The sequence below is a fragment of the Mycobacterium sp. SM3041 genome (genome assembly GCF_039668335.1).
Lineage (GTDB): Bacteria > Actinomycetota > Actinomycetes > Mycobacteriales > Mycobacteriaceae > Mycobacterium.
The window spans coordinates 255720-279573 of sequence record NZ_JAYXBQ010000044.1 but is presented as its reverse complement, the minus strand read 5'-3'; the positions used below and the strand labels follow the sequence as shown (position 1 = coordinate 279573).

General features: G+C 68.6%; 22 protein-coding genes. 6 read left to right on the top strand and 16 right to left on the bottom strand.

Annotation, left to right across the window (positions count from 1 at the left end):
- Window positions 1–25: 25 nt before the first annotated feature.
- Complete coding sequence (locus VXD91_RS13545) at window positions 26–1234, top strand: FAD-dependent monooxygenase (RefSeq protein ID WP_346415643.1); 1209 nt, start codon at window positions 26–28, stop codon at window positions 1232–1234.
- Here the strand turns inward: VXD91_RS13545 and VXD91_RS13540 are convergent.
- A complete protein-coding gene (locus VXD91_RS13540) occupies window positions 1222–2226 on the bottom strand; it encodes an AraC family transcriptional regulator ligand-binding domain-containing protein (protein WP_346415642.1) in 1005 nt (334 codons plus the stop codon). The genes VXD91_RS13545 and VXD91_RS13540 overlap by 13 nt on opposite strands.
- Window positions 2227–2327: 101 nt before the next feature.
- On the opposite strand from VXD91_RS13540, the gene VXD91_RS13535 reads away from it, so the two are divergent.
- From VXD91_RS13535 to VXD91_RS13525, 3 genes are read left to right on the top strand one after another with little or no spacing between them, the layout of a single operon-like run.
- Window positions 2328–3584 (top strand): alanine racemase, encoded by a 1257-nt coding sequence (locus tag VXD91_RS13535; protein ID WP_346415641.1) that lies wholly within the window; start codon window positions 2328–2330, stop codon window positions 3582–3584.
- Window positions 3581–4879 carry a D-arabinono-1,4-lactone oxidase gene (locus VXD91_RS13530; RefSeq protein WP_346415640.1) on the top strand — a complete coding sequence of 433 codons (1299 nt, stop codon included), beginning with the start codon at window positions 3581–3583 and terminating at the stop codon, window positions 4877–4879. Before VXD91_RS13535 ends, VXD91_RS13530 begins: the two co-directional genes overlap by 4 nt.
- A gap of 8 nt (window positions 4880–4887) precedes the next feature.
- Window positions 4888–6324, top strand: coding sequence for an amidase (locus tag VXD91_RS13525; RefSeq protein WP_346415639.1), 1437 nt, complete (start codon window positions 4888–4890; stop codon window positions 6322–6324).
- On the opposite strand, the gene VXD91_RS13520 is transcribed toward VXD91_RS13525, so the two are convergent.
- The 12 genes from VXD91_RS13520 to VXD91_RS13465 all read right to left on the bottom strand — a co-directional run bounded on the left by VXD91_RS13520 (window position 6270) and on the right by VXD91_RS13465 (window position 19819).
- Window positions 6270–8981, bottom strand: coding sequence for a fumarate reductase/succinate dehydrogenase flavoprotein subunit (locus VXD91_RS13520; protein WP_346415638.1), 2712 nt, complete (start codon window positions 8979–8981; stop codon window positions 6270–6272). The genes VXD91_RS13525 and VXD91_RS13520 overlap by 55 nt on opposite strands.
- Window positions 8978–9721, bottom strand: coding sequence for an ABC transporter ATP-binding protein (locus tag VXD91_RS13515; protein WP_346415637.1), 744 nt, complete (start codon window positions 9719–9721; stop codon window positions 8978–8980). The genes VXD91_RS13520 and VXD91_RS13515 overlap by 4 nt, the downstream gene beginning before the upstream one ends.
- Entirely contained in the window at window positions 9718–10572 is an 855-nt protein-coding gene (locus VXD91_RS13510; RefSeq protein ID WP_346415636.1) for an ABC transporter permease, read from the bottom strand. Before VXD91_RS13510 ends, VXD91_RS13515 begins: the two co-directional genes overlap by 4 nt.
- On the bottom strand, window positions 10569–11984 hold the full coding sequence (locus tag VXD91_RS13505; protein WP_346415635.1) for an ABC transporter substrate-binding protein: 1416 nt from the start codon (window positions 11982–11984) through the stop codon (window positions 10569–10571). The genes VXD91_RS13510 and VXD91_RS13505 overlap by 4 nt, the downstream gene beginning before the upstream one ends.
- An 8-nt stretch (window positions 11985–11992) precedes the next feature.
- Window positions 11993–12223, bottom strand: coding sequence for a ferredoxin family protein (locus tag VXD91_RS13500; RefSeq protein ID WP_061006677.1), 231 nt, complete (start codon window positions 12221–12223; stop codon window positions 11993–11995).
- Window positions 12220–12990, bottom strand: coding sequence for a GntR family transcriptional regulator (locus VXD91_RS13495; RefSeq protein WP_346415634.1), 771 nt, complete (start codon window positions 12988–12990; stop codon window positions 12220–12222). The genes VXD91_RS13500 and VXD91_RS13495 overlap by 4 nt, the downstream gene beginning before the upstream one ends.
- A gap of 281 nt (window positions 12991–13271) precedes the next feature.
- On the bottom strand, window positions 13272–14651 hold the full coding sequence (locus VXD91_RS13490; RefSeq protein WP_346415633.1) for an IS30 family transposase: 1380 nt from the start codon (window positions 14649–14651) through the stop codon (window positions 13272–13274).
- 165 nt (window positions 14652–14816) lie between these two features.
- Window positions 14817–17066 carry a molybdopterin-dependent oxidoreductase gene (locus tag VXD91_RS13485; protein ID WP_346415632.1) on the bottom strand — a complete coding sequence of 750 codons (2250 nt, stop codon included), beginning with the start codon at window positions 17064–17066 and terminating at the stop codon, window positions 14817–14819.
- A 64-nt stretch (window positions 17067–17130) separates the two neighbouring features.
- Window positions 17131–17670: a hypothetical protein gene (locus VXD91_RS13480; RefSeq protein ID WP_212811567.1), complete on the bottom strand. Its 540-nt coding sequence runs from the start codon at window positions 17668–17670 to the stop codon at window positions 17131–17133.
- Between the two features lie 2 nt (window positions 17671–17672).
- Window positions 17673–18140: a transcription antitermination factor NusB gene (gene nusB / locus VXD91_RS13475; RefSeq protein WP_020101665.1), complete on the bottom strand. Its 468-nt coding sequence runs from the start codon at window positions 18138–18140 to the stop codon at window positions 17673–17675.
- A complete protein-coding gene (gene efp, locus VXD91_RS13470; RefSeq protein WP_212811568.1) occupies window positions 18133–18696 on the bottom strand; it encodes an elongation factor P in 564 nt (187 codons plus the stop codon). Before efp ends, nusB begins: the two co-directional genes overlap by 8 nt.
- A 28-nt stretch (window positions 18697–18724) precedes the next feature.
- Entirely contained in the window at window positions 18725–19819 is a 1095-nt protein-coding gene (locus tag VXD91_RS13465; RefSeq protein WP_346415631.1) for a Xaa-Pro peptidase family protein, read from the bottom strand.
- Between the two features lie 33 nt (window positions 19820–19852).
- Between VXD91_RS13465 and VXD91_RS13460 the strand changes: the two genes are divergently transcribed.
- The gene (locus tag VXD91_RS13460; protein WP_212811570.1) at window positions 19853–20422 is read left to right on the top strand and encodes a B-4DMT family transporter; all 570 of its coding nucleotides are present in this window, start codon (window positions 19853–19855) and stop codon (window positions 20420–20422) included.
- Between the two features lie 143 nt (window positions 20423–20565).
- Window positions 20566–20913 carry a hypothetical protein gene (locus VXD91_RS13455; protein WP_053853629.1) on the top strand — a complete coding sequence of 116 codons (348 nt, stop codon included), beginning with the start codon at window positions 20566–20568 and terminating at the stop codon, window positions 20911–20913.
- 7 nt (window positions 20914–20920) lie between these two features.
- Here VXD91_RS13455 and aroB read toward each other — a convergent pair whose 3' ends face one another.
- Genes aroB through aroC form a run of 3 tightly spaced genes read right to left on the bottom strand, consistent with a single transcriptional unit; the run spans window position 20921 to window position 23847 of the window.
- A complete protein-coding gene (gene aroB / locus VXD91_RS13450) occupies window positions 20921–22012 on the bottom strand; it encodes a 3-dehydroquinate synthase (RefSeq protein WP_346415630.1) in 1092 nt (363 codons plus the stop codon).
- Complete coding sequence (locus VXD91_RS13445; RefSeq protein WP_061006688.1) at window positions 22005–22646, bottom strand: shikimate kinase; 642 nt, start codon at window positions 22644–22646, stop codon at window positions 22005–22007. The genes aroB and VXD91_RS13445 overlap by 8 nt, the downstream gene beginning before the upstream one ends.
- Window positions 22647–22650: 4 nt before the next feature.
- The gene (gene aroC / locus VXD91_RS13440) at window positions 22651–23847 is read right to left on the bottom strand and encodes a chorismate synthase (protein WP_212811572.1); all 1197 of its coding nucleotides are present in this window, start codon (window positions 23845–23847) and stop codon (window positions 22651–22653) included.
- Window positions 23848–23854 lie beyond the last annotated feature (7 nt).

Genomic DNA, 23854 nt, shown 5'->3' with positions numbered 1-23854 from the left:
CTGTCAGTGCGCATAGGCTTTCGCCATGGTGCAACCGACCGTGTTGATCAGCGGCGCCGGGGTCGCCGGCCCCGCCTTGACGCATTGGCTGGCACGTAACGGCTACCGGGTGGTGATCGTCGAGGCGGCGCCGAGCATCCGCCCGGGCGGGCAGACGGTCGACCTCCGTGGCGCGGGCCGCGAGGTGGTCACGCGAATGGGTCTGCTGCCTGCGATGACCGAGCGGTGCCTGTTTCAGCGCGGCATCGCCTGGGTGCGCGCCGACGGTACTCGGCGTGCCGAGATGCCGGTCGAGGCGTTCGGCGGCAACGGGATTGTCTCCGCGCTCGAGATTCTGCGCGGTGACCTGACCGATGTGCTCTACCAGGCGACCCGCGACGTGGCCGAATACCGCTTCGGCACGCGGGTTTCCGTGCTCGAGGAAGACGAGTCGGGGGTGCGGGCCACGCTGACCGACGGCTCCGTGGTCGAGGCCGACCTGGTCGTCGGTGCCGACGGTCCGCATTCCGCGGTCCGGCAGTTGGCTTTCGGCCCGGAGGAGCGGTTCATCCGCCGACTCGGCGGATACAACGCCTGGTTCACCGCACCGGACATGATCGGCCTGGACGGCTGGTTCCTGATGTTCCAGGCCGCCGGCGGGCTCAACGCCTCGCTGCGGCCGTCGCACGATGAGTCGACCGCCAAGGCCGGGCTGGCCTTCCGTTCCGGGCCGATCGACTACGACCGCCGCGACATGGATGCGCAGCTGACGCTGCTGGCCGAGCGGTTCCGCGACGCCGGCTGGTACTGCGATGAATTGCTGAGTGCCGCAGCACAATCCGACGATTTCTATTTCGACGATTTTGTGCAGGTTCACATGGACACCTGGTCGGCCGGCCGCGTCACCCTGTGTGGGGATGCCGGGTACTGCGCGTCGCCGCTGTCCGGCATGGGCACCAGCCTGGCGCTGGTCGGGGCGTACGTGCTGGCCGGTGAACTCGGCCCGGCCGCGGCATTCGACGCCGCCCGGGTCCCGGCCGCTCTGCGCCGCTACGAGACGGTCATGCGGCCCTACGTCGACCGGTGTCAGGACCTGCCCGCCGGCCTCGACGGCTACGCGCCGCAGTCCGAACGTGACATCGCCATCGGGGCGGCGGTCATGAAGTGGGTGCGGCGGTGGCCGCTGCGGCCATGGGCCGCGCGCAAATGGTTCTCGACCGCCGAGTCGATCGACCTGCCGGACTATCGGTCGTGAGTCGGGGCGTGCCCGGTCCATTTGATGTAGGCGCGACGGAACTCCCGCGGGTCGGTGAACCCGACCTCGGCGGCGATGGCGTGGATGGGCATCGTGGTCTCACGGACCAGGTATCGCGCGCGTTCACTGCGCACCTTGTCGCGCAACGCGATGAACTGCTGCCCATCGGCGCTGAGGCGCCGCCGCAGGGTGCGTTCTGTGATGTTGAGCCGCTTGGCGACCTGGGCCATGGTCAGTGGATCGCGCACGCTCTCGCGCAGCATCGTCTCGACGGTCTGCACCAGGTCGGTCGGCTGGTCGCCCTGGGTCACCATGTCGCGGCAGGCGGCGACGGCGACCGCGTGCGTCGTCGGATCGGCGCGCGGTAGCCGCTGCGACCACAGCGGGTCCGGGAACGCCAGCCGGTTGGCGTCCGCATTGAACAAGACCGGGCAGCCGAAGAACTCGCGGTACCGCTGCGCGTACACCGGCGGCGGGTAACTGACCTGGACGTACTCCGGCGTCTGCTGCGGCAGCTCGAGCACGGTCCGGACGGTGACGAGCACGCTGCAGAACAGCTCTTCACACAGGAACGGCAGCAGCTCGGGTTCCGGGGAACGCTCGTAGGCGCGCAGCGCGAAGGTGTCGCCGATCAGCTCGGCGCCGACGTCCATCAAGCTACCCGCGCTCTGGTGCAGTTCCAGGCCCACTTGCATTGCCGCGCCGAGGTTTTCGGCCGATCGGATGGCCAATCCGAGCACGCCGAAGGACACGAACATGTCGCGGGCCCCGACGTCGATGCCGAGGCCCCGGTCCGGCATGGCGCGTACCGCATGCCGCAGCACGAGCGCCGCCTGCCGGAACGACACCCGCGTTTCGGGCGAATTGAGCGTCGCGGCCGTCAGGCCGGCCGCGGCCAGCCACCGCTCCGTGGGCAGACCCGCGCGATCGGCGACGTCGACGACGTTGACGAGCACCGACGTCGGGATCAACGCCGCGCTGTGCCTGTCCACCCCACCTCCCACACATGTCCGGATTTCCCCCCATTGTGGTCACCGATGCCCTCGTGCGCACCCATCGACATGCGATTAGCTCCCGATCCATGGTGTGGTCAATGCCGGTCGATCTGTCGAAGCCGCCTTCCGTCGAGGGGTCGTGGGCACGTCCGGAGATCTACTGGCCGGCATTGACCGCCGCCACCGCGCATCTGGAGACGCCGCTCGCGGCGATCGATCTCGCAGCGCTGCACCACAACGCGCACGACCTGCGCCGCCGCGCGGCAGGAACGCCGATCCGGGTGGCGTCCAAATCGGTCCGGTCACGCACGATCCTGGACGCCGTCACGGCGCTCGACGGCTACGCGGGGGTGCTGGCGTTCACATTGCCCGAAGCCCTGTGGCTGGCCGCAGGCGACGGCGAGCACCCACCGCACGACGACGTCGTCGTCGGCTACCCGACGGCCGACCGCGCCGCGATCGCCCGGCTGGCGTCGGCACCGGAGCTGGCGGCGCGGGTGACGCTCATGGTCGACTCCCTCGCCCAGCTCGACCTGGTGGACAGCGTCGCCGCGCCGTCGACGCGTCCGGCACTGCGCGTCTGCCTGGACCTGGACGCCTCGTGGCAGGCGCCGGTGCTCGGCCACGTCGGGGTGCGCCGCTCCCCCGTGCACACCGCGGCGCAGGCCCGCGCCCTTGCCGCTGCGATCGCCGGCCGCCCCGGCTTCACGCTGGTGGGCCTGATGTCCTACGAGGCCCAGATCGCCGGGGTCGGTGACGATGTCCGCGGCCAGGCCGCACGGTCCCAACTGATCCGCTGGATGCAGCGGCGCTCCAAGGATGAACTGCTCGAACGCCGCGGCCTCGCGGTGGCCGCAGTCCGGCAGGTGGCCGACCTCGAGTTCGTCAACGGCGGCGGAACCGGGTCCATGGAATCCACCGCCTCGGATCCGGCGGTCACCGAGATCGCGGCGGGCAGTGGCCTTTTCGGCCCGCACCTGTTCGACACCTACCAGGGCTTCACGCCGGCTCCGGCCGCGGCATTCGCGCTGTCCGTGGTGCGCAAACCCACGCCGCAGATCGCGACAGTGCTGGGCGGCGGCTGGATCGCCTCCGGACCACCGGCCCGGGACCGGGTGCCGCTACCGGTCTGGCCGCCGGGGCTGAGTCTGCTGTCCGCCGAGATGGCCGGCGAAGTGCAGACGCCCGTGACCGGAAAGGCTGCTGCCGCAATGAAAGTCGGTGACCGCGTGTGGTTCCGGCACTGCAAGGCCGGCGAGCTCAGCGAGCACGTCGACGCGTTCGCCATTGTCGATGCCGGCACGACCGTCGGCACGGCACTCACCTACCGAGGCGAAGGGAAGACGTTCCTGTGACCTGGACCAACTGGGGACGCTGCGAGACCGCCAACCCGACGGAAGTCCTGCGGCCCAACACGGTCGAGGCAGTGTGTGACGCCGTCACCCGCGCGACGGCGACCGGCCGGCTGATCAAGGTCGTCGGGTCCGGGCACAGCTTCACCGGCATCGCCGTCGCTCCCGACATCCAGCTGGATCTGGGCGCGCTGACCGGCGTCATCAGCGTCGACCGGGAGCGCAGGCAGGTCACCGTCGGCGGCGGCACTCCGCTGTGGCAACTGACGCAGCTACTGGCGCGGCACGGACTCGCGCTCGAGAACATGGGTGACATCGACCGCCAGACCATCTCGGGCGCCATCTCGACCGGCACCCATGGCACCGGTCTGGCCTTCGGCGGCCTGGCGACCCAGGTCGTCGGGCTGACCCTGGTGTCGGGCACCGGCGAACTGGTCCGCATCGACGAGGAGCAGAGCAGCGAGTTGCTGCCGGCGGCGCGCGTCGGCCTGGGCGCACTGGGCATCATCGTCGAGGTGACGCTGCAGTGCGTCCCGAGCTTCGCGATCCACGCCATCGAACGCGTCGAACCGGTCGACGATGTGGTCGCTACATTCGACGAACGTTGCACGCACACAGACCATTTCGAGTTCTACTGGTTCCCGCACACCGATACCGCGTTCACCAAGGCCAATATCCGGCTGCCCGCCTACACCCCGCTGGAGTCCACCAACCGGGTGTCGCAATGGGTCGAGGAGGAACTGATCGAGAACGGCGTGCTGGGAGCGATCTGCGCCGTCGGCAGCGCGCTGCCGTCCACCGTGCCCACACTGAACCGCACCGTCACCCGGTTCCTGTCCGACCGTGAGCACACCCAGCGCTCCGACCGGGTCTTCACCTCGCCACGAAGGGTGCGGTTCCGCGAGATGGAGTACGCCGTCCCTTACGAGTCGGTGGGCGCCGCATTCGACGAGGTGCGCAGCCTGATCGCCGAACGGGGTTGGCACATCGGCTTTCCCATCGAGGTCCGCGCCGCCGACGACGACGAGAACTGGCTGTCCACCGCGTACGGCCGCCGCAGCGCGTACATCGCGGTGCACCGCTATGTGCGCGACGACCCGACCGAGTACTTCCGCGCGGTCGAGCAGATCATGCGCCGCTACGACGGGCGTCCGCACTGGGGCAAGATGCATGGCCGCACCGCGGCGGACCTGCGCGACACCTACCCGCGGTTCGACGACTTCCTCGCGGTGCGCGAAAAGCTCGACCCCAGAAGAACATTCACAAATGACTACCTGCACCGAGTACTCGGAGAATGAGGGCACGCATGACGACGATCCACGCCTTCGGCGATGACGCGCTCGGTGACCACGACGCCGTCGGCCTGGCCCGGTTGGTGCGGGACCGGCAGGTCAGCCCGGACGAACTGACTGCCGCCGCGCACGCCCGGGCGCAGCTGGCCGACCCCGAGCTGCGGGCGGTGGCATGCGAGCTGCCGCCGCGGCACGGCACCGACCCGCGTGCCGAGTTCTTCGGTGTGCCAACCTTCATCAAGGACAACACCGACGTCGCCGGGCTGCCGACCACGCACGGTTCGGAGGCGTTCACGGCCCGGCCCGCGAAGCGAGACGGCGCGTATGCGACGCAGTTGCTCAGTACCGGGCTGACGCTGCTGGGCAAGACCCGGATGCCCGAATTCGGTTTCAACGCCACCACGGAGTACATGACGGAGCCGCCGGTGCGGAACCCCTGGAACACCGAACACTCCGTCGGCGCCTCGTCGGGCGGATCGGCCGCCCTGGTCGCCGCAGGCGTCGTGCCCATCGCCCACGCCAACGACGGCGGCGGCTCCATCCGCATTCCCGCCGCCTGCGCGGGCCTGGTCGGGCTCAAGCCGAGCCGGGGCCGGCACCGCGACGGCGAGCAGGCCCGTCATCTGCCAATCAACATGATCTCCGAAGGCGTCCTGACCCGCAGCGTCCGCGACACCGCCGCGTTCGTCGCCGCGTGCGAGAACCATTGGCGTAATCCGAAACTCGCACCCATCGGCCGGGTGAGCGGGCCGGCGCAACGGACCCTGCGCGTCGGTGTGCTGTTCGACAGCGTCACCGGCGAGCCGGTCGACGACGCCACCCGCGCGGCCGTCGAAGACACCGCGGCGGTGCTGGAGGCCGCCGGTCATATCGTCGAGCCGATCACGCTGCCGGTCACCGCTCAGTTCGCCGACGACTTCGTCCAGTACTGGGCGCTGCTGGCCGATCTCGCGGTCGGCACCGGCCGCTTGATCCTCGACCGGTCGTTCGATGCGGCCAAGGCCGACGGCCTGAGCCTGGGGCTGCGCGCGTACCACCGGCGCAACCTGCACCGCACCCCCGGCGCGCTGCTGCGCCTACGGCGCGTCGCCGACCAGTACGCGCAGATGTTCGCTCGGCACGAAGTCGTGCTGTCGCCGGTGCTTTCGCACACCACGCCGCGGCTCGGCTACATCGCACCGACCGTCGACTTCCCCGAGTTGATCGACCGTCTGCGCCGGTATGTCGCCTACACGCCGCTCAACAACATCGCGGGTACGCCGGCGATCTCGTTGCCTTTGCACCAGTCTCCCGACGGCCTACCGGTCGGCGTGCAACTGTCCGGCGCCTACGGCGACGAACGCACGCTGCTCGAACTGGCCTTCCTTATGGAAGCCGAGCGGCCGTTCCCCCGGATTCAGGGACCCGCCAGCACGTGCCGCGCGGCGTCACCGAGCGCGTGGCGGGCGTAGGCCCGCACGTCGGCGTCACCGTCTTCCAGCGCGATACCGAGCGCGGTCCGCGCGGCCTCCTCGGAGTCGGCCCACCGCGTCAGGCTCAGCACCGCGGCCTTGCGCACGTCCAGGTGCGGGTCGTGCAGCGCCTGCGACAAGGGTTCGACGGCAACCTCCGGCGCCGCGCCCGACAGCGCCCGCACCGCACCCTGACGAATCTGCCACGCTGGCTCCCGAAGGGCGCGTTGCACTTCCGGCACGTCCTGCTCGGCGCAGCCGACGGCGGCCAGCGCGGCGAGCGCTGCCGCCCGCACCAGCGGGTCACGGTCGGCCACCAGCTGCCGCACGGTGTCGGCACCCGACCGGAGCGTGGCCAGGCCGTTCCCGGCGGCGATCCGTACCTCGCGGTTGTCGTCGGCGGCGGCCGCGGCCACCCCGTCGACGTCGTCGACGGAGACCAGCGCACGCACGGCCTCGATCCGCACGCGGTGATCGGAATCCGTCACGGCGGCACGGTAATCCGGTGCCGCACCGACCCGGCGCGAGCTCAGGACGTACAGCGTCACGGCCCGCACGACGGGGTCGGCAGAGGTCAGGTACGGCGCGACCGCCGCGGGGTCGGGCAGCACCTCGACGAGTTCGCGCAGGGCATGGGCACTCTCCGCGCGCACCGCGCCGTCGGCGTCACCGAGCGCTGCGACCAGGTCCGGCTGGTAGCCGTCCGGCAGGTTCTCCACCAGCACGGCGACGGCAGCTCGCCGGACACCCGCGTCGGCGTCCTGCAGGTATTCGGTGAGGTCGGAGAGCACCGGCTCTTCCAGCGCCACCACGGCAGCGATGCGCGGGGACGGCGGCGTCGCCGGTTCGGCCGGGCGCAGCCGCGAGCCTGCGGTCGCCGGTGCCTTGCCGCCGACCAGATCCGGCTGGTGCACATGCTGCACTGCATGGTCCGACGGCAGGTGGTCCAGGTCGGGCACCGGCACGAAATACGGTGCCACCGGCCGTTTCAGGAACTCCATCTCACCGTCGTCGCCCTTGCGCAGGTTCAGGTGATAGCGCCACTGCTCGTCGTCGCGCTCGGGGATGTCGGCACGATCGTGGTACAGACCCCACCGTGATTCGGTCCGGGTGAGCGACGACCGGGCCGCCATCTCGGCGCAGTCCCGGATGAACGACACCTCGACCGTCCGCATCAGTTCATGCGGGGTGCGGGCACCCATCTGCTCGATCTCCTCGGCCATCCGCTCGAACGTGCGGACCGCGATCGACAGCTTGGTGGCCGTCTTGGGCGGGGCCACATAGTCGTTGACGAAGCGGCGCAGCTTGTATTCGACCTGCGGCTGCGGCGGCCCGTCCGGATGCCGCAGGGGGCGGTAGATCAGCTCGTGCGCCTCGGCCAGCTGGTCCTGCGGAAGATCCACGGGCGCTTCGACATCGGCGAGCGTGGACGCGGCGTGCTCGCCGGCGAGGTCCCCGTAGACGAACGCGCCGATCATGTAGTTGTGCGGGACGCACGCCATGTCGCCGGCTGCGTACAGCCCGGGCACGGTGGTGCGGGCATGCTCGTCGACCCAGACGCCGGACGCCGAATGCCCACTGCACAAACCGATCTCGGAGATGTGCATCTCGATGTCGTGAGTGCGGTAATCGTGGCCGCGGTTCGCGTGGAAGGTGCCGCGCGTCGGTCGCTCGGTGGTGTGCAGGATGTTCTCCATCGCGGTGATGGTCTCGTCCGGCAGGTGGGTGACCTTGAGGTAGATGGGGCCGCGGGCCGATTCGATCTCGCTCTTGACCTCGGCCATCATCTGGCCCGACCAGTAGTCCGAATCGACGAACCGCTCCCCCAGCGCGTTCACCTGGTATCCGCCAAAGGGATTGGCGACGTAGGCGCACGCGGGACCGTTGTAATCCTTGATCAACGGGTTCACCTGGAAGCACTCGATGCCCGAGAGTTCGGCCCCCGCGTGGTACGCCATGGAGTAGCCGTCGCCGGCGTTGGTCGGGTTCTCGTAGGTGCCGTAGAGGTACCCGGAGGCCGGCAGGCCCAGCCGGCCGCTGGCCCCCGTCGCCAGGATGACGGCCTTGGCTGCCACCGTGACGAATTCGCCTGTGCGCGTGTTGAACGCGGCCGCGCCCACCGCCCGCCCGTTCGCGGTCAGGACACGCACCGGCATCAGCCGGTTCTCGATGCGCAGCTTCTCCCGGATCGACTTCTGCCGCATCACGCGGTACAGCGCCTTCTTGACGTCCTTGCCCTCGGGCATCGGCAGCACGTACGAGCCGGAGCGGTGCACTCGACGCACCGCGTACTCGCCGTGCTCGTCCTTCTCGAACTTCACGCCGTAGCGCTCAAGACGCTGCACCATGGCGAAACCGCGCGTCGCGGTCTGATAGATGGTGCGCTGGTTGACGATTCCGTCGTTGGCCCGGGTGATCTCGGCGACGTAGTCCTCCGGGGTGGCCTTGCCCGGGACGACGGCGTTGTTGACGCCGTCCATACCCATGGCCAGAGCACCGGAATGGCGCACGTGCGCCTTCTCGAGCAGCAGGACCTGGGCGCCGTTCTCGGCGGCGGTCAGGGCCGCCATGGTGCCGGCGGTGCCGCCGCCGATCACCAGGACGTCACAGTCGAGGCGGACGGCATCGGCGAGGTCTGGAATCTCCAGCGTGCTCATTGGTCTAGTGCTCCAAGGATTTCGGCCCGCAGTTCGGTGCGGGAGATTTCGGCGTCGCGGGGGCTGGGGACGTCCAGCAGCGCACGTAGCGGCTGGCCGGCGCGGCCGAGGACCGCCACCCGGTCACCCAGGACGAGGGCTTCGTCGACGTCATGCGTGACGAACACGATGGTGGTCGGATGGGCCTGCCAGGTGTCGATCAGCAACGCCTGCATGGCATGTCGGGTCTTGGCGTCCAGGGCACCGAAGGGCTCGTCCATCAGAACGGCCCGCGGTGCACCGGCCAGACCACGCGCCAACTGGACCCGCTGGCGCATACCGCCGGACAGGCTCTTCGGCAGGAAATCGGCGAACCCGGTGAGCCCGACCTCGTCGATCCAGCGTTCGGCCCGTTCGCGGCGCCCAGCGCGCGGCACGCCGCGCAGCTGCAGCGCCAGCTCGATGTTGGATCGCACTGTGCGCCACGGCAACAACGCGCTGTCCTGGAACACCATGCCGCGGTCCCGCGACGTGGTGGTCACCAGCTCACCGTCCGCCAGCACCCGCCCGGCGTCGGGCTTCAGCAGCCCGGCCAGCGCCCGCAGCACCGTCGACTTGCCGCAGCCCGACGGGCCGGTCAGCACCAGGATCTCCCCCGGCTGGACCGTCAGGCTCAACCCGTCCACCACAGGCTCGCCGGTGTAGGACAGCCGAATCCGATCCAACTCCAGCCGGAGACCCGCAGTGAGTACCGCAGTCATCGCGCATTCTCCTCACCGCGCGGCAGCCAGCGGGTCAGTCGCCGGCCGATCAGTTCCACCGCGGCCGCCGTGCCGAAGCCCAGCGCGCCGATCGTGATGATTCCGACGAAGACGCTCGGGTAGTCCAGCACCGTGTACGCCTGCCAGGTGCGGTACCCGACGCCGAGCCGGCCGGAGATCATCTCCGCGGACACCACACAGATCCAGGCCACACCCATACCGACCGACAGGCCGCCGAACAGCCCGGGCAGGACACCCGGAAACACGACCTGCCGCAACACATCCCAGCGCCTGCCGCCGAGCGTCCGCACCGAGTCCTCCCACAGCGTCGGCAGCGCCCGCACGGCGTGCCGGGTGCTGACCATGATCGGGAAGAACGCCGCCAGGAACGTGATGAACACAATGCCGGCCTCGTCGGTCGGGAACAGCAGGATGGCGACCGGCACCAGCGCGATGGCCGGGATCGGGCGCGCCAACTCGGTCAGCGGCCCCACGATGTCGGCGAACAGCCGCGACCGGCCCAGCGCGATACCGACGGCGGCACCGATCACCGCCGCCAGCCCGAAGCCGCTGACGATCCGGATCACCGACTGCGTCAGGTCCAGCCAGTACTGCGTGGCACCGAGGCGGTCGACGAACTTCGCGGCGATCTGCGTCACCGTCGGCAGGTTGTCGAAACGCAGCCAGAACCGGACGTGATTGGCCGTCAGCAGCTGCCAGATGCCCACGGCCGCAACGACCGACAGCGCCTTGACGAGGTAACTGCGCCACTTTGCGGATCCGCGCTGCCGCGGCGCGTCAGCCTCGACCGGCAGCACCGGTGCCGCCGACACCGCGGCTATCGCCGTCATGCCACACCCACCAGAGCCTGCTGGTAGGTCACCACCGACGAACCGGGATGGGCCGCCTGGTAGCGGCGGGCACCGGCGTCGGTGTCGAACGGCACGAAGTCCGCGCCCTGCTGCACCCACACGGATTTGTCCGCCAGCCAACGGGTTCCGAGCTCGGCGTCCGGCACGTACGCGGCGCGGACCTTGGTGCCCTTGGCCTCCGCGGCCCGGATCGCCTTCAGCAGGCACGTCGGGTTGGCCGCCGGCTGTGTGCTGTCCGAACCGTCGAGCCACAGCTCACCGGCCAGCGCGGGGTTGTCGACCGGGATGTTGCACACCGGGTCGGTACCGTGCACGACCGACGGATTCGCGGTGCGGGCGACCTCGGCGTTGTAGTCGCGCCCGCGCTCCGACAGCGCCTTGCGCAGCGGTCCGTCCTCGACGAACTTGGTGACGTCGAGGTCGGCGAAGTCACCGATCGACTTCAGGTACGGCACATCACCTTTCAGCGCGTCCACGAGCGACGGCTTGAGCGTGGTGTCGAACCGCGTGCCGCCCGGGCCGTTGTACAGGTACACAACTTCCTGCGGCAGGCCGCTGCCCTGCGCGACGATCTTTGCCGCCTCCAGCGGCTTGGTGTTGAGGAAATCGGTGGCATCGAGCTGTGCCTGCAGGAACGCATCGAGCACCTCGGGATGTGCTGCGGCGTAGGCCCGTCGCACGACGACGCCGTGCCAGGTCGGGTAGTTCAGCTCGGCGCCGTCGTACAGCAGCCGGGCCTTGTTCTGGAAGACCAGCAACCCCGGCCAGGCGACGAACTGCGAAAGCGCCTTGACCTGACCGGATTCCAGCGCCGACGCGCCGATCTGCGGCTGCTGGTTGAGTACCTCGACGCCGGTCTTCGGGTCGATGCCGATCTTCGACAGCGCCCGGACCAGAGTGCCGTGACCGGCCGAGCCGACGCTGGCGGAGACCTTCTGGCCCGCCAGCTCGTTCAGTGACTGAACCGGTGAATCCGGGGACACCACAACCATGTTGAGCGCCCCGGTCGGGCTGGACCCGGTGGCCGCCACCAGCTCGGTCTTGGCGCGTTCGTTGCTCTGGGTCTTCGATCCGTTGATCAGCATCGGGTAGTCACCCATCGAGCCGATGTCGATCTTCTCGGCGACCATCTGCGCGGTGATCGGCGCACCGGTGTCGTAGTCCTGCCATTCGACGTGGTACTTCTTGCCGGTCTTGGCGCCGATGTCATCGAGCCGATGCTCCAGGTAGCCGTGGGCGCGCAGCAGCGTTCCGGCGGTGACGGTGTTGATGGTCTTGGACTGGTAGCCGACAACCACGTTGACGGTGTTGTCGTCCTTGCCGGCCGAATCGACCGAGCAGCCGGTGGCGGCGAGGACGACGGAGGCGGCCAGGGCGGTGAAGCGTTTCATGGTGTTCCTTAACGGATGAGGTAGGGCATGTTGACGGATACGGCGCCGGTTGGGCAGCGCGCAGCACACGGACCGCAGTACCAGCACTCGTCAACGTGCATGTACGCCTTGCCGTTGTCGGGGTTGATGGCCAGCGAGTCGAGCGGACAGACGTCGACGCACAGGGTGCAGCCCTCGATACACAGCGACTCGTCGATCGTGACCGGGACATCGGCTCGTTGGTTGTTGACCAGCGTCATGATTCACTCCGTAACAGGTTGCCGCGCATGGTGATTCGGTCACCACGCAGTCGGATGTATTCGAGGTCGACGGGACGCCCGTCGTCGAGGGTCGTGAGCCGTTCGAGCATCAGGATCGCGCCGCCCGCCGGGATGTCCAGCGTGGCCGCGGTGTGTGGGTCGGCCGAAACCGCTTCCAGCGCAATGTCGGCGGAGCCCAGCCGCTGTTCGGTGACCTGCTCGATCAACGCGAACACGTCGTTGGTCTCCAGCGAGTGATCGAGGACCGCGGCACCGATGTCGGGCACCAGGTACGTCAGATCCAGGCTCAGCGGCAGGTCGCCCAGATAGCGCAGCCGTTCGATGAACACGACGGGCTCACCGGGAGTCAGCTGTAGGCGGCGCGCGACCGCAGCGGGCGCCGGCAACTGCGTGGCGGCGCGGACCTCGTTGCGGACCTCGCCGTAGTCCTTGAAGGTCTCCTTCAGCCCGACCAGCGCGTGCAGGCCGTGATCGTATTTGCGCTGCGCCACGTGAGTGCCGACGCGTGGACCCCGGTCGATGAGGCCCTCGGCCTTGAGGATCGCCAGCGCCTCGCGCACGGTGTTGCGGGATACCGAGAACTCGGCCACCAGTTCGGCCTCACCGGGCAGGCCCGCCGCGTAGACGCCGTCGCGCACCTGATGGCGCAGCACGTCGGCCACCTGGCGGGCGCGGTCGGCGCGCCGGCGCAGTGGGGTCGGATCGGTCGCCTGGGGCGAGCGAAGCGACGGGGAGGACTCGGGCATGCGCTTGAACCTAGGGACCCGCGGCGATCAGGTCTGCACCCCCGAATCGGGTGGTTCGACGGTACCCGTATTCCGCCGCCTCAATCCACACCTGACCTGCGGAAACCCTGAGTTCGCGGGCTATTGCGCCACCTTGAGAACGGCCGATAGTTCGAATCTCGATGAATTCAACAGCGTTCACCCGCGGCCACAACCTTCGACTCCGCGAAAGTGCGTGAGTTCAATCCTGATGACAATCCGCCGTGGTGATTGAACTCAGGGACCGCTGACCCCCCTTGGATTCAGGCGGTGGCTGCAACGAATGTGGACGGGTCTGAGAGTAGTCGGTCGAGTTCTTCGGCTGGTGTGCGCCATCCGTGGCGTTTGCGGGGCCGTGCGTTGAGTTCAGCGGCGACCTGATCGAGCCACCCGGGTCCGTAGAACGACAGGTCGGTGCCTTTCGGAAAGTACTGCCGCAGGAGACCATTGGTGTTCTCGTTGGTGCCACGCTGCCAGGGGCTGTGCGGGTCGCAGAAGTAGATGGGCAGGCCGAGGGCTTTGGTGATGTCGGCGTGTTTGGCCATTTCCTTGCCCTGGTCCCAGGTCAAGGAGCGGCGCAGGATCTCGGGGATCTCGGGAACCTTGGCGGTCATTGCCGCAGCCAGCGTGGCCGCGGTGCGATCGCCGGGCAGGTGCAGCAGCACCACGAACCCGGTGGTCCGCTCGACCAGGGTGCCGATCGCCGAGCCTGATGCGGTGCTACCCAGGATCAAATCGCCTTCCCAATGCCCAGGGATCGCGCGGTCATCAGCTTCCTTCGGGCGGTCACTGATGTTGAGCATGTCCTTGATCTGCCCGGGGCCAGAACTAGTTTCATTGCGGCCTTGAGGTTTTCGTTGCGTCTTGCCCGACCGCAACGCCTGTTTGACCAGCCGGGCCAACTCGCCGCGGGGCTGCACGTACAGGGCCTGGTAGATCGTTTCGTGCGACACCCACATCTCCGGATCGTCGGGAAAATCCAGGCGCAACCGGCCCGCGATCTGCTCGGGGCTGTCGTGCCGTTTCAAGCGTGCCACCACCTCGTCCAACAACGCAGGGTTGGTCTCAAGCTTGCGCGTCTTGGGTCGTTGGCGATTGGTCTGAGATACATCCTGGCCAACCGTGGCCCGGTATCCAGCGCGGGTCATCCCTCGATCAATTTCACGGCCCACCGTATCGGGGTGGCGCATCAACACTTTGGCTGCTTGGCCCGGCGTGCAACCTGCCTCGAGGAGCTCCTCGAGGCGATACCGCTCGATGAACGTCAGCGGAGCCCGGGGCCGGCGCGGTGCAGAGGCTAGTTCCGGGGCAGGAGCGAGAGTCCTTGGCACCCAACCAGCCTTTTGCACCCACAGGGCGGCAGCCGATTGCGACACACCGACAGCGACTGCCGCGTCCAACACCGCAGACCCCGAGCGCACCGCAGCCCAGAACGCCTCGTGCACCTCCCGCGGATATCGAACCGACCGATGCTTGATGACTACTGCAATACCAGCGTCCGCAGCCCACTTGTTACCGGTTGTATGAGACACGCCCGCGACCGTGGCCGCTGCCGAGCGGGACAACCCCGACTCCAACGCCTCAAGGAAAACCTCACGACATCCCGCCGACACATCTTTGCTGCCCTGCTGACGAAACCCCACTGAACAACACCCCTCAACCAATCAGGTGTTGCAGCGACCGCTTGAGTCTGAGCCCCGAAGAAGTACCTGGCTTCAATCAGAACGTTCAACAGTGTCTTGCGATTGAAACCAAGGACCTCTCCGCGCACTCGACGGGCCGCACAGTCAACACGCAGAACGCGGCCGCTAACTCCCCGCCGCCGACACCGTCACCGGAATCCCGTTGAGCGCGCCGTTGCCGGACGGCTCGTCGAGGAAGTCCGGCAGCGACAGGACGTTGGTGTTCACCCCGGGCGACGCGTTGGCGATCCCCAGCCGGGTGCCGGGCTGCCCGTGTCCCCAGCCGTGCGGCATGGACACCACGCCGGGCTTGATCGCGTCGGTCACCTCGACGGGTACGACGATCTTGCCTGCGCCAGAAGCGACTTCGGCGTTGTCGCCGTCCGCGATGCCCCGCGCGGCGGCGTCGCGGGCGTGCATGAGCAGCGTGCAGCGGTCGCGGCCCTTCATCAGCGCGCCGACGTTGTGCAGCCAGGAGTTGTTGGACCGCAGGTGCCGCCGGCTCACCAGCACCAGCTCGTCGGCCGGGCGCTCCAGCCGCGCGGCGAGCCGTGGCAGGTCGTCGAGCAGGTACTGCGGGGCCACGCGGATCTTCTTGTCGGCGGTACCCAGCACCTCGGGCACGCGCGGCACCATGGGGCCGTAGTTGATGCCGTCGGGGTGGGCCTTGAGCTTCTCGAGCGTCAGCCCGTCGGGGTTCTCGCCGTACCGGTCGCCGAACGCGGCGGTCCGCAGCGTCAGGTCGAGCATGCGCTCGGGGCCGCCGTGGTCGTACTTCTTGCGGATCTCGGCGCCGTCGAGTCCCTGCGTGAAGCACAGGTAGTCGAACCAGCCGTCGTCGAGCGCGGCGACGTCGACGTCTTCGGCCGGGGTGCCGGTGCACAGCCCGGTGAGCCGGATCAGGATCTCCCACTCCTCCGGCGCGTCGGGGTCCGCGCGGTGAAATACCGGCGGCGAGTACCGGGCGAAGCTGTTGATCGCCGCACCCAGCAGCAGGTCCGCGGAGTGCGCCTGCTCGAGGGCCGAGGGGCCGGGCAGGATGACGTCGGCGTGCCGGGTGGTCTCGTTGAGCCACAGGTCCACCGAGATCATCGCGTCCAGCTGCGGCAGCGCCTCGTCGAGTTTGTCGCCGCCCGGCGTCGACAGCACGGGGTTGCCCGCGACGGTGATGAGGGCCTTGAGCTGGCCCTCGCCCGGGGTGGTGATCTCTTCGAGCATGCACGAGACCGGGACCTGGCCCAGCACTTCCTTGGCGCCACGGACCCGGGTCTGATAGCGGCCGAAGTTGGGCGCCCCGTCCTCGAGTCCCGGGATGGTCTGGCTGGTGACGGTCCATGCGGTCGGCGTGGCGAACATCGCGCCGCCGGGGACGTCGAAGTGGCCGGTGACGATGTTGACGACGTCGATGAGCCAACTGGCGAGACTGCCGAATTCCTGGTTGCAGGTGCCGATGCGCCCGTAGACGACGGCACGTGGGGTCCCGGCCAGTTCCCGCGCCAGTACCCTGATCCGCTCCGCGTCGATACCCGTTGCCGCACAGACCCTTTCAGGCGACCAGTCGGCGACGGCCCGGCACAGCTCGGCCACCCCGTCGAGGTGCTGCTCGAGCTCGCCGAGGTTCACCAGATCTTCGTCGAACACGGTGTGGATGACGCCGAGCAGCAGCGCCGCATCGGTGCCCGGCGTGATGGGCAGCCACTCGTCCGCCTTGGCCGCGGTCTGGGTGCGCACCGGGTCGATCACGATCACCTTGCCGCGCTTACGGATTCCGCCGATGAGGCCCATGATGTCTGGGGCGGCCAGCAGCGAGCCCTGCGACGCCGCGGGGTTGGCGCCCATCACCACGAGCAGGTCGGTGCGTTCCAGGTCCGGGGTCGGGAACGCCCACCAGCTGCCGTACATCAGGTGCGACGACAGGTTCTTGGGCCATTGATCGATGGTGCCCGGCGAGTACGTGATCGGCATGCCGGACAAGCCGAGCAGGATCGCCGCGTACCGCGACAGCGAAAACGAGTGCGCCAGTGGGTTTCCGGTGTACGCGGAGACCGCCCCGATGCCGTGCTTTGCGATCACTGGCGCCAGCAGTTCGGTGCAGCGGCGGAACGCGGTGTCCCAGTCGACCTCGTGCCACTGCCCGTCGACCTTGATCATCGGGCGGCGGATCCGGTCGGGGTCTTCGTGCAACGCGCCGAGGGAAGCGCCCTTGGGGCAGATATGGCCCGCGCTCCACGCGTCGGCCTTGTTGGGCCGGACGCCGGCGACCTTGCCGTCCGACACCTGAATCTCCAAGCCGCACATGGCTTCGCACAGGCAGCAGGCGTGCAGGTGCAGACCGTCTTCGCCGACTCCGGCGATCATTCGTGGCTGGGTTCCCATCGTCCGACTGTAACGGCGTTACTGAGACGTGGGTCACGATTGCTCCCGATATCCGGGAGACGGGCTACAACGCGTGCGAAAGCTCCCGGCCGAACTGCAGCAGCCGCTGCATCTGGGCCAGGCCACCGTCATCGACGGACTTGGTGTACCGGAACGACTCGCAGAAGAAGTCGGTGTCGATGGCCGACTTCTGCCGGCTGCGGGTGATCAGCTGGGTGTACATCCGCAGTCGTACCTCGGCCAGGCGCCGCGTACCGTCGCCCAGCACCTCGAACTGCGTGGTCAGGATGTGGTCGGTGATGGTCGACAACAGGATGGTCCGCACCGAGGTGTCCAGCGTCCGGCGCAGGTGCTCGTCGTCGCCGCTCGCGTCGTCGTCGGCCCGCCACATGATGAGTCGCTCACCGTCGGTGAGGACGACCTCCTGCCACACGGCGTCGCCCCAGGACTCCTCGGACGCGCCGCGCGACATGATGAAGGACTTGATGGACCGGAAATCGACCACCGACCGCAGCTGCTCGAGCGCCAGCTCCGGATCGCGCAGATAGACCTTCGCCGCATCGTCGACACTCGAGTACGGCGCCCAGTCCTGCGGCTCGTCCATGACTACTCGCCCCGGACCGCCGCGGCCGCTGCCCGAATCTGCGGCGTCACCAGCATCACCTGGCCGAGAACGCCGTTGACGAAGCCGGGCGATTCATCCGTGGAGAGCGACTTCGCCAGCTCGACCGCCTCGTCGACGGCGACCGGCTCCGGCACGTCCGTCGCGTGCAGCAGCTCCCACACCGCGACGCGCAGGATCGCGCGGTCCACCGCGGGCAGCCGCTCCAGCGTCCAGCCCTGCAGGTGCGCCGAAATCAGGTCGTCGATGTGGGCGGCGTGCTCGGTGACGCCGTTGGCGACGGTCACCGTGTACGGGTTCAGCGCCGACACCTCGGGGTCGCTGTCGGCCAGGGTGTTGCGCAGCTTCGCGCCCTCGGCCGCGGTGATTCCGCGGGCCTCGGCCTCGAACAGCAGGTCGACGGCGCGCTTGCGCGCCTGGTGCCGGCCCTTGTCGGAGCGACGGTCAGGCATTGACCCGACTGATGTAGCTGCTGTCGCGGGTGTCCACCTTGAGCTTGTCACCGACGTTGATGAACAGTGGCACCTGGATCTCGGCGCCGGTCTCCAGGGTGGCCGGCTTGGTGCCGGCGTTCGAGCGGTCGCCCTGCAGGCCCGGCTCGGTGTGTGCGACGACGACCTCGATGCTGACGGGCAGTTCCAGGTAGAGCGGCGCGCCGTTGTGGAACGCGATCTGCACCTGCAGGTTCTCCAGCAGGAAGCCGGCGGCGTCGCCGACGAGGGCCTCCGACAGCGGGTGCTGCTCGAAGTCCTCGGCATCCATGAAGACGAAGTCCGCGCCGTCGCGGTACAGGTAGGTGGCGTCACGACGGTCGACGGTCGCGGTCTCCACCTTCACACCGGCGTTGAAGGTCTTGTCGACGACCTTGCCCGACAGCACATTCTTGAGCTTGGTGCGCACGAAGGCCGGGCCCTTGCCGGGCTTGACGTGCTGGAACTCGATGATCTGCCACAGCTGGCCCTCGATGTTGAGGACGAGACCGTTCTTGAAGTCGGCGGTAGATGCCACGGTGGGTACTGCTCCTAGCTCTCTGTCATCAGAGGATGGCCAGTTCCTTGGGGAACCGGGTAAGCAACTCAGGTGTGTGTGTCGTATCGCCGCTGACGACGAGCGTGTCCTCGATCCGGACACCGCCCCGGCCGGGCAGGTAGACACCGGGCTCCACGGTGACCACGGAGCCAGCAAGCAGTGTACCGGCGGCGGCGGAGTTGATTCCCGGCGCTTCGTGAATCTGCAGACCGACGCCGTGCCCGAGCCCGTGGGAGAACTGCTCGCCGTACCCGGCATCGACGATGACCTGCCGTGATGCCCGGTCGACGGCCGACAGCGTCGTGCCCGGCGCCAGCGCTTCCCGGCCGGCCCGCTGCGACGTCGCGACCAGGTCGTAGATGTCGCGCTGCCACTGCGCCACCGGCGACAGCACGAAGGTGCGCGTCATGTCGGAGTGGTAGCCCTCGACCAGCGCGCCGAAATCGATCTTGACGAAGTCACCGGCCGCCAGCACGGCGTCGGTGGGCCGGTGGTGCGGTATCGCCGAGTTGGCACCCGTCGCGACGATGGTCTCGAACGACGGGCCGTCGGCGCCGTGGTCGAGCATCCGCGCCTCCAGTTCGCGGCCGACCTCCTTCTCGGTGCGGCCGGCACGCAGCCCACCCGATTCGACCAGGTCTTTCAGTGCCGCGTCGGCGGCCTCACAGGCCAGCCGCAGGATCGCGATCTCACCGGCGTCCTTGACCTCGCGCAGTACCTCGACCATGCCGGGCGCCCGGACCAGTTCGAGGTCGTCGCCGCTGACCCGCTGCAGCGCCGCGTGGGCGTCGACGGTCATGACGTGGCTCTCGAAGCCCAGCCGCCTGATGCCGGTCGCCGCCGCGGCGCGCACGAGCTGAGGCGCACACGCCCGCTCGATGAGGATCTGTGCGTCGGGGGCCTGCTGCGCCGCCTGCGTCCGGTACCGCCCGTCGGTGGCGAGGATGGGCGTCTCCCCTTCAGTGGGAATCAGCAGTGCTGCGTTCGAGCCGGTGAATCCGGACAGATAACGCACGTTGACCAGGTCGGTTATCAGGATCGCATCCAGCTCGGCGGCCGCCAGGTGGCGACGCAGAATGTGGCGCCGGTGGGAAATTGTCACGATATGTGACGCTACTCGCTACGCTGTCTGCTCATGAGTAAGTGGTTGCTGCGCGGAATCGTCTTTGCGGCGTTGATGGTGATCGTCCGATTGCTGCAAGGCGCAATGATCGGTGCCTGGGAAAAACAGTCGCTGATCATCAGCGTCACGCTCGTCGTGCTGTACATCCTCGCCGCCTTTGCCTGGGGCGTCCTCGACGGCCAGAGCGACGCGAAGGCGCAGCCGGACCCCGACCGCCGCGAGGACCTGGCGATGGCCTGGCTGGTCGGCGGTCTGTTCGCCGGCGTCGTCAGCGGCTTCTTCTCCTGGCTCATCGGCCAGTTCTACGACAACATCTACGTCGACGCCCTGGCCGCCGAGCTCACCACGTTCGCCGCGTTCACCGCACTGATCGTCTTCGTGGGCGGCATCTGCGGTGTGTCGCTCGGCCGCTACCTGGTCGACCGCAACGCCCCGCCGCCGCCGAAGCACGACCACGCCGGTGAGAGCGAGCGCGCCGACACCGACGTCTTCGCCGCGGTCGCTGTCGCGGTCCCCGTCGAGGGTCACGAAGGCGAGACCGAGGTCATCGAGACCAGGCCCAAGACCAACCCCGAGTCCTGAGCAGCCACGCAAAAAGGTCGCGGCCCGTCATCAGACGGGCCGCGATCTTTTTTGCCGAAAAGTTGTAAGGCTTCCGCGGCGTAACTGCTCCTACCTGTGAGAGCGGCTCAACCGGAGCCGCAAATCCCAAACAGGAGCACATCATGAACCGCACGAAGTTCGTCACCGCCGCAGCTGCCCTGGCGATGATCGCCCTCGGAACCGGAACAGGAACCGCGCAGGCCGCGTCGTCGATCGATACGACAAGCGACGCCGCGGGCGTCACGGTCCACATCAACTCGACCGGAAGTGAAGGCCTGTGCTTCTACTCCGCGGAGCCGTGGTTCGGATGGAAGTCGGTCAAGCCCCTGCCGGTGTACAAGGTGCCGTTCCAGCTGCAGGCCAACCAGAGCCACAATCTGTGGTTCCCGGGCATCCAGACCGGCACGACGTGGAAAGCCAAGGTCGAATGCCCGGTCGGCGGCACCGACTATTTCAACCCCGTCTACTGAGCGCGGCTCAGTCTTTCGCCACCACCGAGTAGGCGGCCGCCAGCAGCGAGGGGTCCGGGCCTTCGAGGCGGCCCGGCTTGGCCAGGCCGTCGAGCACCACGAAGCGCAGCACGCCGGAGCGGGTCTTCTTGTCTCCCGCCATCGATTCCAGCAGCTGTGGGAAGGCGTCGGCGTCGTAGCTGACCGGCAGGCCCAGTGCGGTGAGCACGCGGCGGTGCCGGTCCGCGGTGTCGTCGTCGAGGCGTCCGGCAAGCCGGCCGAGCTCGGCGGCGAACACCAGGCCCACCGAGACGGCGGCGCCGTGCCGCCACTGGTAGCGCTCGCGGCGCTCGATGGCATGCGCCAAAGTGTGGCCGTAGTTGAGGATTTCGCGCAGTGCCGATTCCTTCTCGTCGGCGGCGACCACTTCGGCCTTGACGGCGATGGCACGGCGGATGAGTTCGGGCAGCACGGTTCCGGCGGGGTCCAGCGCGGCCTCCGGATCGGCTTCGATGAGGTCCAGGATCACCGGGTCGGCGATGAAGCCGGCCTTCACGATCTCGGCCATGCCGGCGATGATCTCGTTGCGCGGCAACGATTCCAGCGTCGCGAGGTCGACCAGCACGGCCAGCGGCTGGTGGAATGCGCCGACGAGGTTCTTGCCGGCGTCGGTGTTGATGCCGGTCTTGCCGCCGACGGCGGCGTCGACCATGCCGAGCAGCGTCGTGGGCACGTGCACGATGTCCACGCCGCGCAGCCAGGTGGCGGCGGCGAACCCGGCGACGTCGGTGGCGGCGCCGCCGCCGAGGCTGACGATGGCGTCCTTGCGGTCGATCCCGATGCGCCCCAGCACTTCCCAGATGAAGCCGACGACGGGCAGTTCCTTGCCCGCCTCGGCGTCCGGGATTTCGATGCGGTGCGCGTCGATTCCGCCCGCCGCCAAGTAATTACGGATCGCCTCGGCGGTCTCGTTCAGCACCGGCTGGTGCAGGATGGCGACGCGGTGCCGGCCCTGCAGGACGCGGCCGAGGTCGCCGAGCAGACCGGTCCCGATGATCACCGGGTACGGCCGGTCGACGTTCACATTCACAACTACGGGGTCGACGACAGCGTCAGTCACACTGCGAGCCTTTCAATCGTTTCGCCAGTGCCGCAGGGCTCGGCGGGGCCTCGGTGGTCGGTCCGGGGTTCAGGACCGTCGGCAGCCGGCGCCACGCCGAGCGGCGGCGGCGCCGGGAGTGTTCGTCGCAGCGCGGCTGCTCGAGCCGGTGCACGATGTGGCGGACCACCGCACCGGGATTGCGCCGGTTGGTGTTCACGCGGAGCGTGGCGACCTGCCGGAACAGCGGCACGCGCTGCGCCATCAGCTCGCGGTATTTGGCGCCCGGGTCGTCGCCGGCGAGCAGCGGGCGTCCGCCGCCCGCGGTGCGCCGAACACCTTCTGCCGCACTGATTTCCAGGTAGACGACGGTGTGACCGACGAGCGCTTCCCGCACCTCCGGGGTCGTCACCGCGCCACCGCCGAGCGACACGACGCCGTCGTGTTCGGCGAGCGCGTCGCGGATCACGTCGGCTTCGATCTTGCGGAACACCGGTTCGCCTTCGGCGAAGATGTCGGCGATGCTGCGACCGGTGGTCTCGACGATCTTGGCGTCGGTGTCGAGCATCGGCACCTGCAGCGCCTTCGCCAACCGTCGACCGATCGTCGACTTGCCCGAACCGGGCATGCCGACCAGTACAGCCTTGGGCGCCATCGGGTTATCCGGACATCTGCGGTTCGCGCTCATGCACCGCACGCAGGTAGTTCTCGACGTTGGCGCGGGTCTCGGCCAGCGAGTCGCCGCCGAACTTGTCCAGCGCGGCCCGGGCCAGCACCAGTGCCACCATGGCCTCGACGACCACACCGGCCGCAGGCACGGCGCACACGTCGGAACGCTGGTGGATGGCGACGGCCTCTTCGCCGGTGGCCATGTCGACAGTCGCAAGCGCGCGCGGCACGGTCGAGATCGGCTTCATCGCGGCGCGGACCCGCAGCGGCTGGCCGTTGGTCATACCGCCTTCCAGACCACCGGCGCGGTTGGTGGAGCGCGTGATGCCGTCGGCGCCCGGGTAGATCTCATCGTGTGCGACGCTGCCGCGGCGCCGCGCGGTCTCGAAGCCGTCACCGATCTCGACGCCCTTGATGGCCTGGATGCCCATGACGGCGGCGGCCAGCTGGCTGTCCAGCCGGTTGTCACCGCTGATGAACGAGCCGAGGCCGACGGGCAGTCCGCTGACCACCACCTCGACGACACCGCCGAGGGTGTCGCCGTCCTTCTTGGCGGCCTCGATCTCGGCGATCATGGCTTCCTCGGCGGTCTTGTCGAAGGCACGCACCGGGCTGTCGTCGATGGCCTCCAGATCCTCGGGCTGCGGGACCGGGCCGTCGTAGGGCTTCGATGCGCCGATGGAGATGACGTGCGAGACGACGTCCACGCCGAGAGCCTGCTTGAGGAACGCGCGGGCGACGGTGCCGGCCGCGACGCGGGCCGCGGTCTCGCGGGCGCTGGCGCGCTCGAGCACCGGGCGGGCGTCGTCGAAGCCGTACTTCAGCATGCCGGCGTAGTCGGCGTGCCCGGGCCGGGGCCGGGTGAGCGGTTCATTGCGCGCGGTGTTGGCCAGCGCCTCGGGGTCGACCGGGTCGGAGGCCATGACGGTCTCCCACTTGGGCCATTCGGTATTGCCGATCTGGATGGCGATCGGGCCGCCGAGCGTCTGGCCGTGCCGAACGCCGCCGAGCAGCGTGACTTCGTCCTTTTCGAACTTCATCCGGGCACCGCGGCCATAGCCGAGACGACGCCGCTGCAACTGCGTGGCGATGTCGTCCGAGGTCACCGAGAGACCGGCCACCATGCCTTCGAGCATGGCCACCAGGGCACGACCATGGGATTCACCTGCTGTGGTCCATCGCAACACGTGTCCC

What these genes read in the sequence shown, in the direction of transcription:
- VXD91_RS13505 (WP_346415635.1), bottom strand. Translation starts at nt 11,984, where the DNA reads ATGAAACGCTTCACCGCCCTGGCCGCCTCCGTCGTCCTCGCCGCCACC.
- VXD91_RS13480 (WP_212811567.1), bottom strand. Translation starts at nt 17,670, where the DNA reads ATGGACGAGCCGCAGGACTGGGCGCCGTACTCGAGTGTCGACGATGCG.
- VXD91_RS13545 (WP_346415643.1), top strand. Translation starts at nt 26, where the DNA reads ATGGTGCAACCGACCGTGTTGATCAGCGGCGCCGGGGTCGCCGGCCCC.
- VXD91_RS13460 (WP_212811570.1), top strand. Translation starts at nt 19,853, where the DNA reads ATGAGTAAGTGGTTGCTGCGCGGAATCGTCTTTGCGGCGTTGATGGTG.
- VXD91_RS13510 (WP_346415636.1), bottom strand. Translation starts at nt 10,572, where the DNA reads ATGACGGCGATAGCCGCGGTGTCGGCGGCACCGGTGCTGCCGGTCGAG.
- nusB (WP_020101665.1), bottom strand. Translation starts at nt 18,140, where the DNA reads ATGCCTGACCGTCGCTCCGACAAGGGCCGGCACCAGGCGCGCAAGCGC.
- VXD91_RS13525 (WP_346415639.1), top strand. Translation starts at nt 4,888, where the DNA reads ATGACGACGATCCACGCCTTCGGCGATGACGCGCTCGGTGACCACGAC.
- VXD91_RS13535 (WP_346415641.1), top strand. Translation starts at nt 2,328, where the DNA reads ATGCCGGTCGATCTGTCGAAGCCGCCTTCCGTCGAGGGGTCGTGGGCA.
- VXD91_RS13455 (WP_053853629.1), top strand. Translation starts at nt 20,566, where the DNA reads ATGAACCGCACGAAGTTCGTCACCGCCGCAGCTGCCCTGGCGATGATC.
- VXD91_RS13515 (WP_346415637.1), bottom strand. Translation starts at nt 9,721, where the DNA reads ATGACTGCGGTACTCACTGCGGGTCTCCGGCTGGAGTTGGATCGGATT.
- VXD91_RS13445 (WP_061006688.1), bottom strand. Translation starts at nt 22,646, where the DNA reads ATGGCGCCCAAGGCTGTACTGGTCGGCATGCCCGGTTCGGGCAAGTCG.
- VXD91_RS13500 (WP_061006677.1), bottom strand. Translation starts at nt 12,223, where the DNA reads ATGACGCTGGTCAACAACCAACGAGCCGATGTCCCGGTCACGATCGAC.
- VXD91_RS13520 (WP_346415638.1), bottom strand. Translation starts at nt 8,981, where the DNA reads ATGAGCACGCTGGAGATTCCAGACCTCGCCGATGCCGTCCGCCTCGAC.
- VXD91_RS13495 (WP_346415634.1), bottom strand. Translation starts at nt 12,990, where the DNA reads ATGCCCGAGTCCTCCCCGTCGCTTCGCTCGCCCCAGGCGACCGATCCG.
- VXD91_RS13485 (WP_346415632.1), bottom strand. Translation starts at nt 17,066, where the DNA reads ATGGGAACCCAGCCACGAATGATCGCCGGAGTCGGCGAAGACGGTCTG.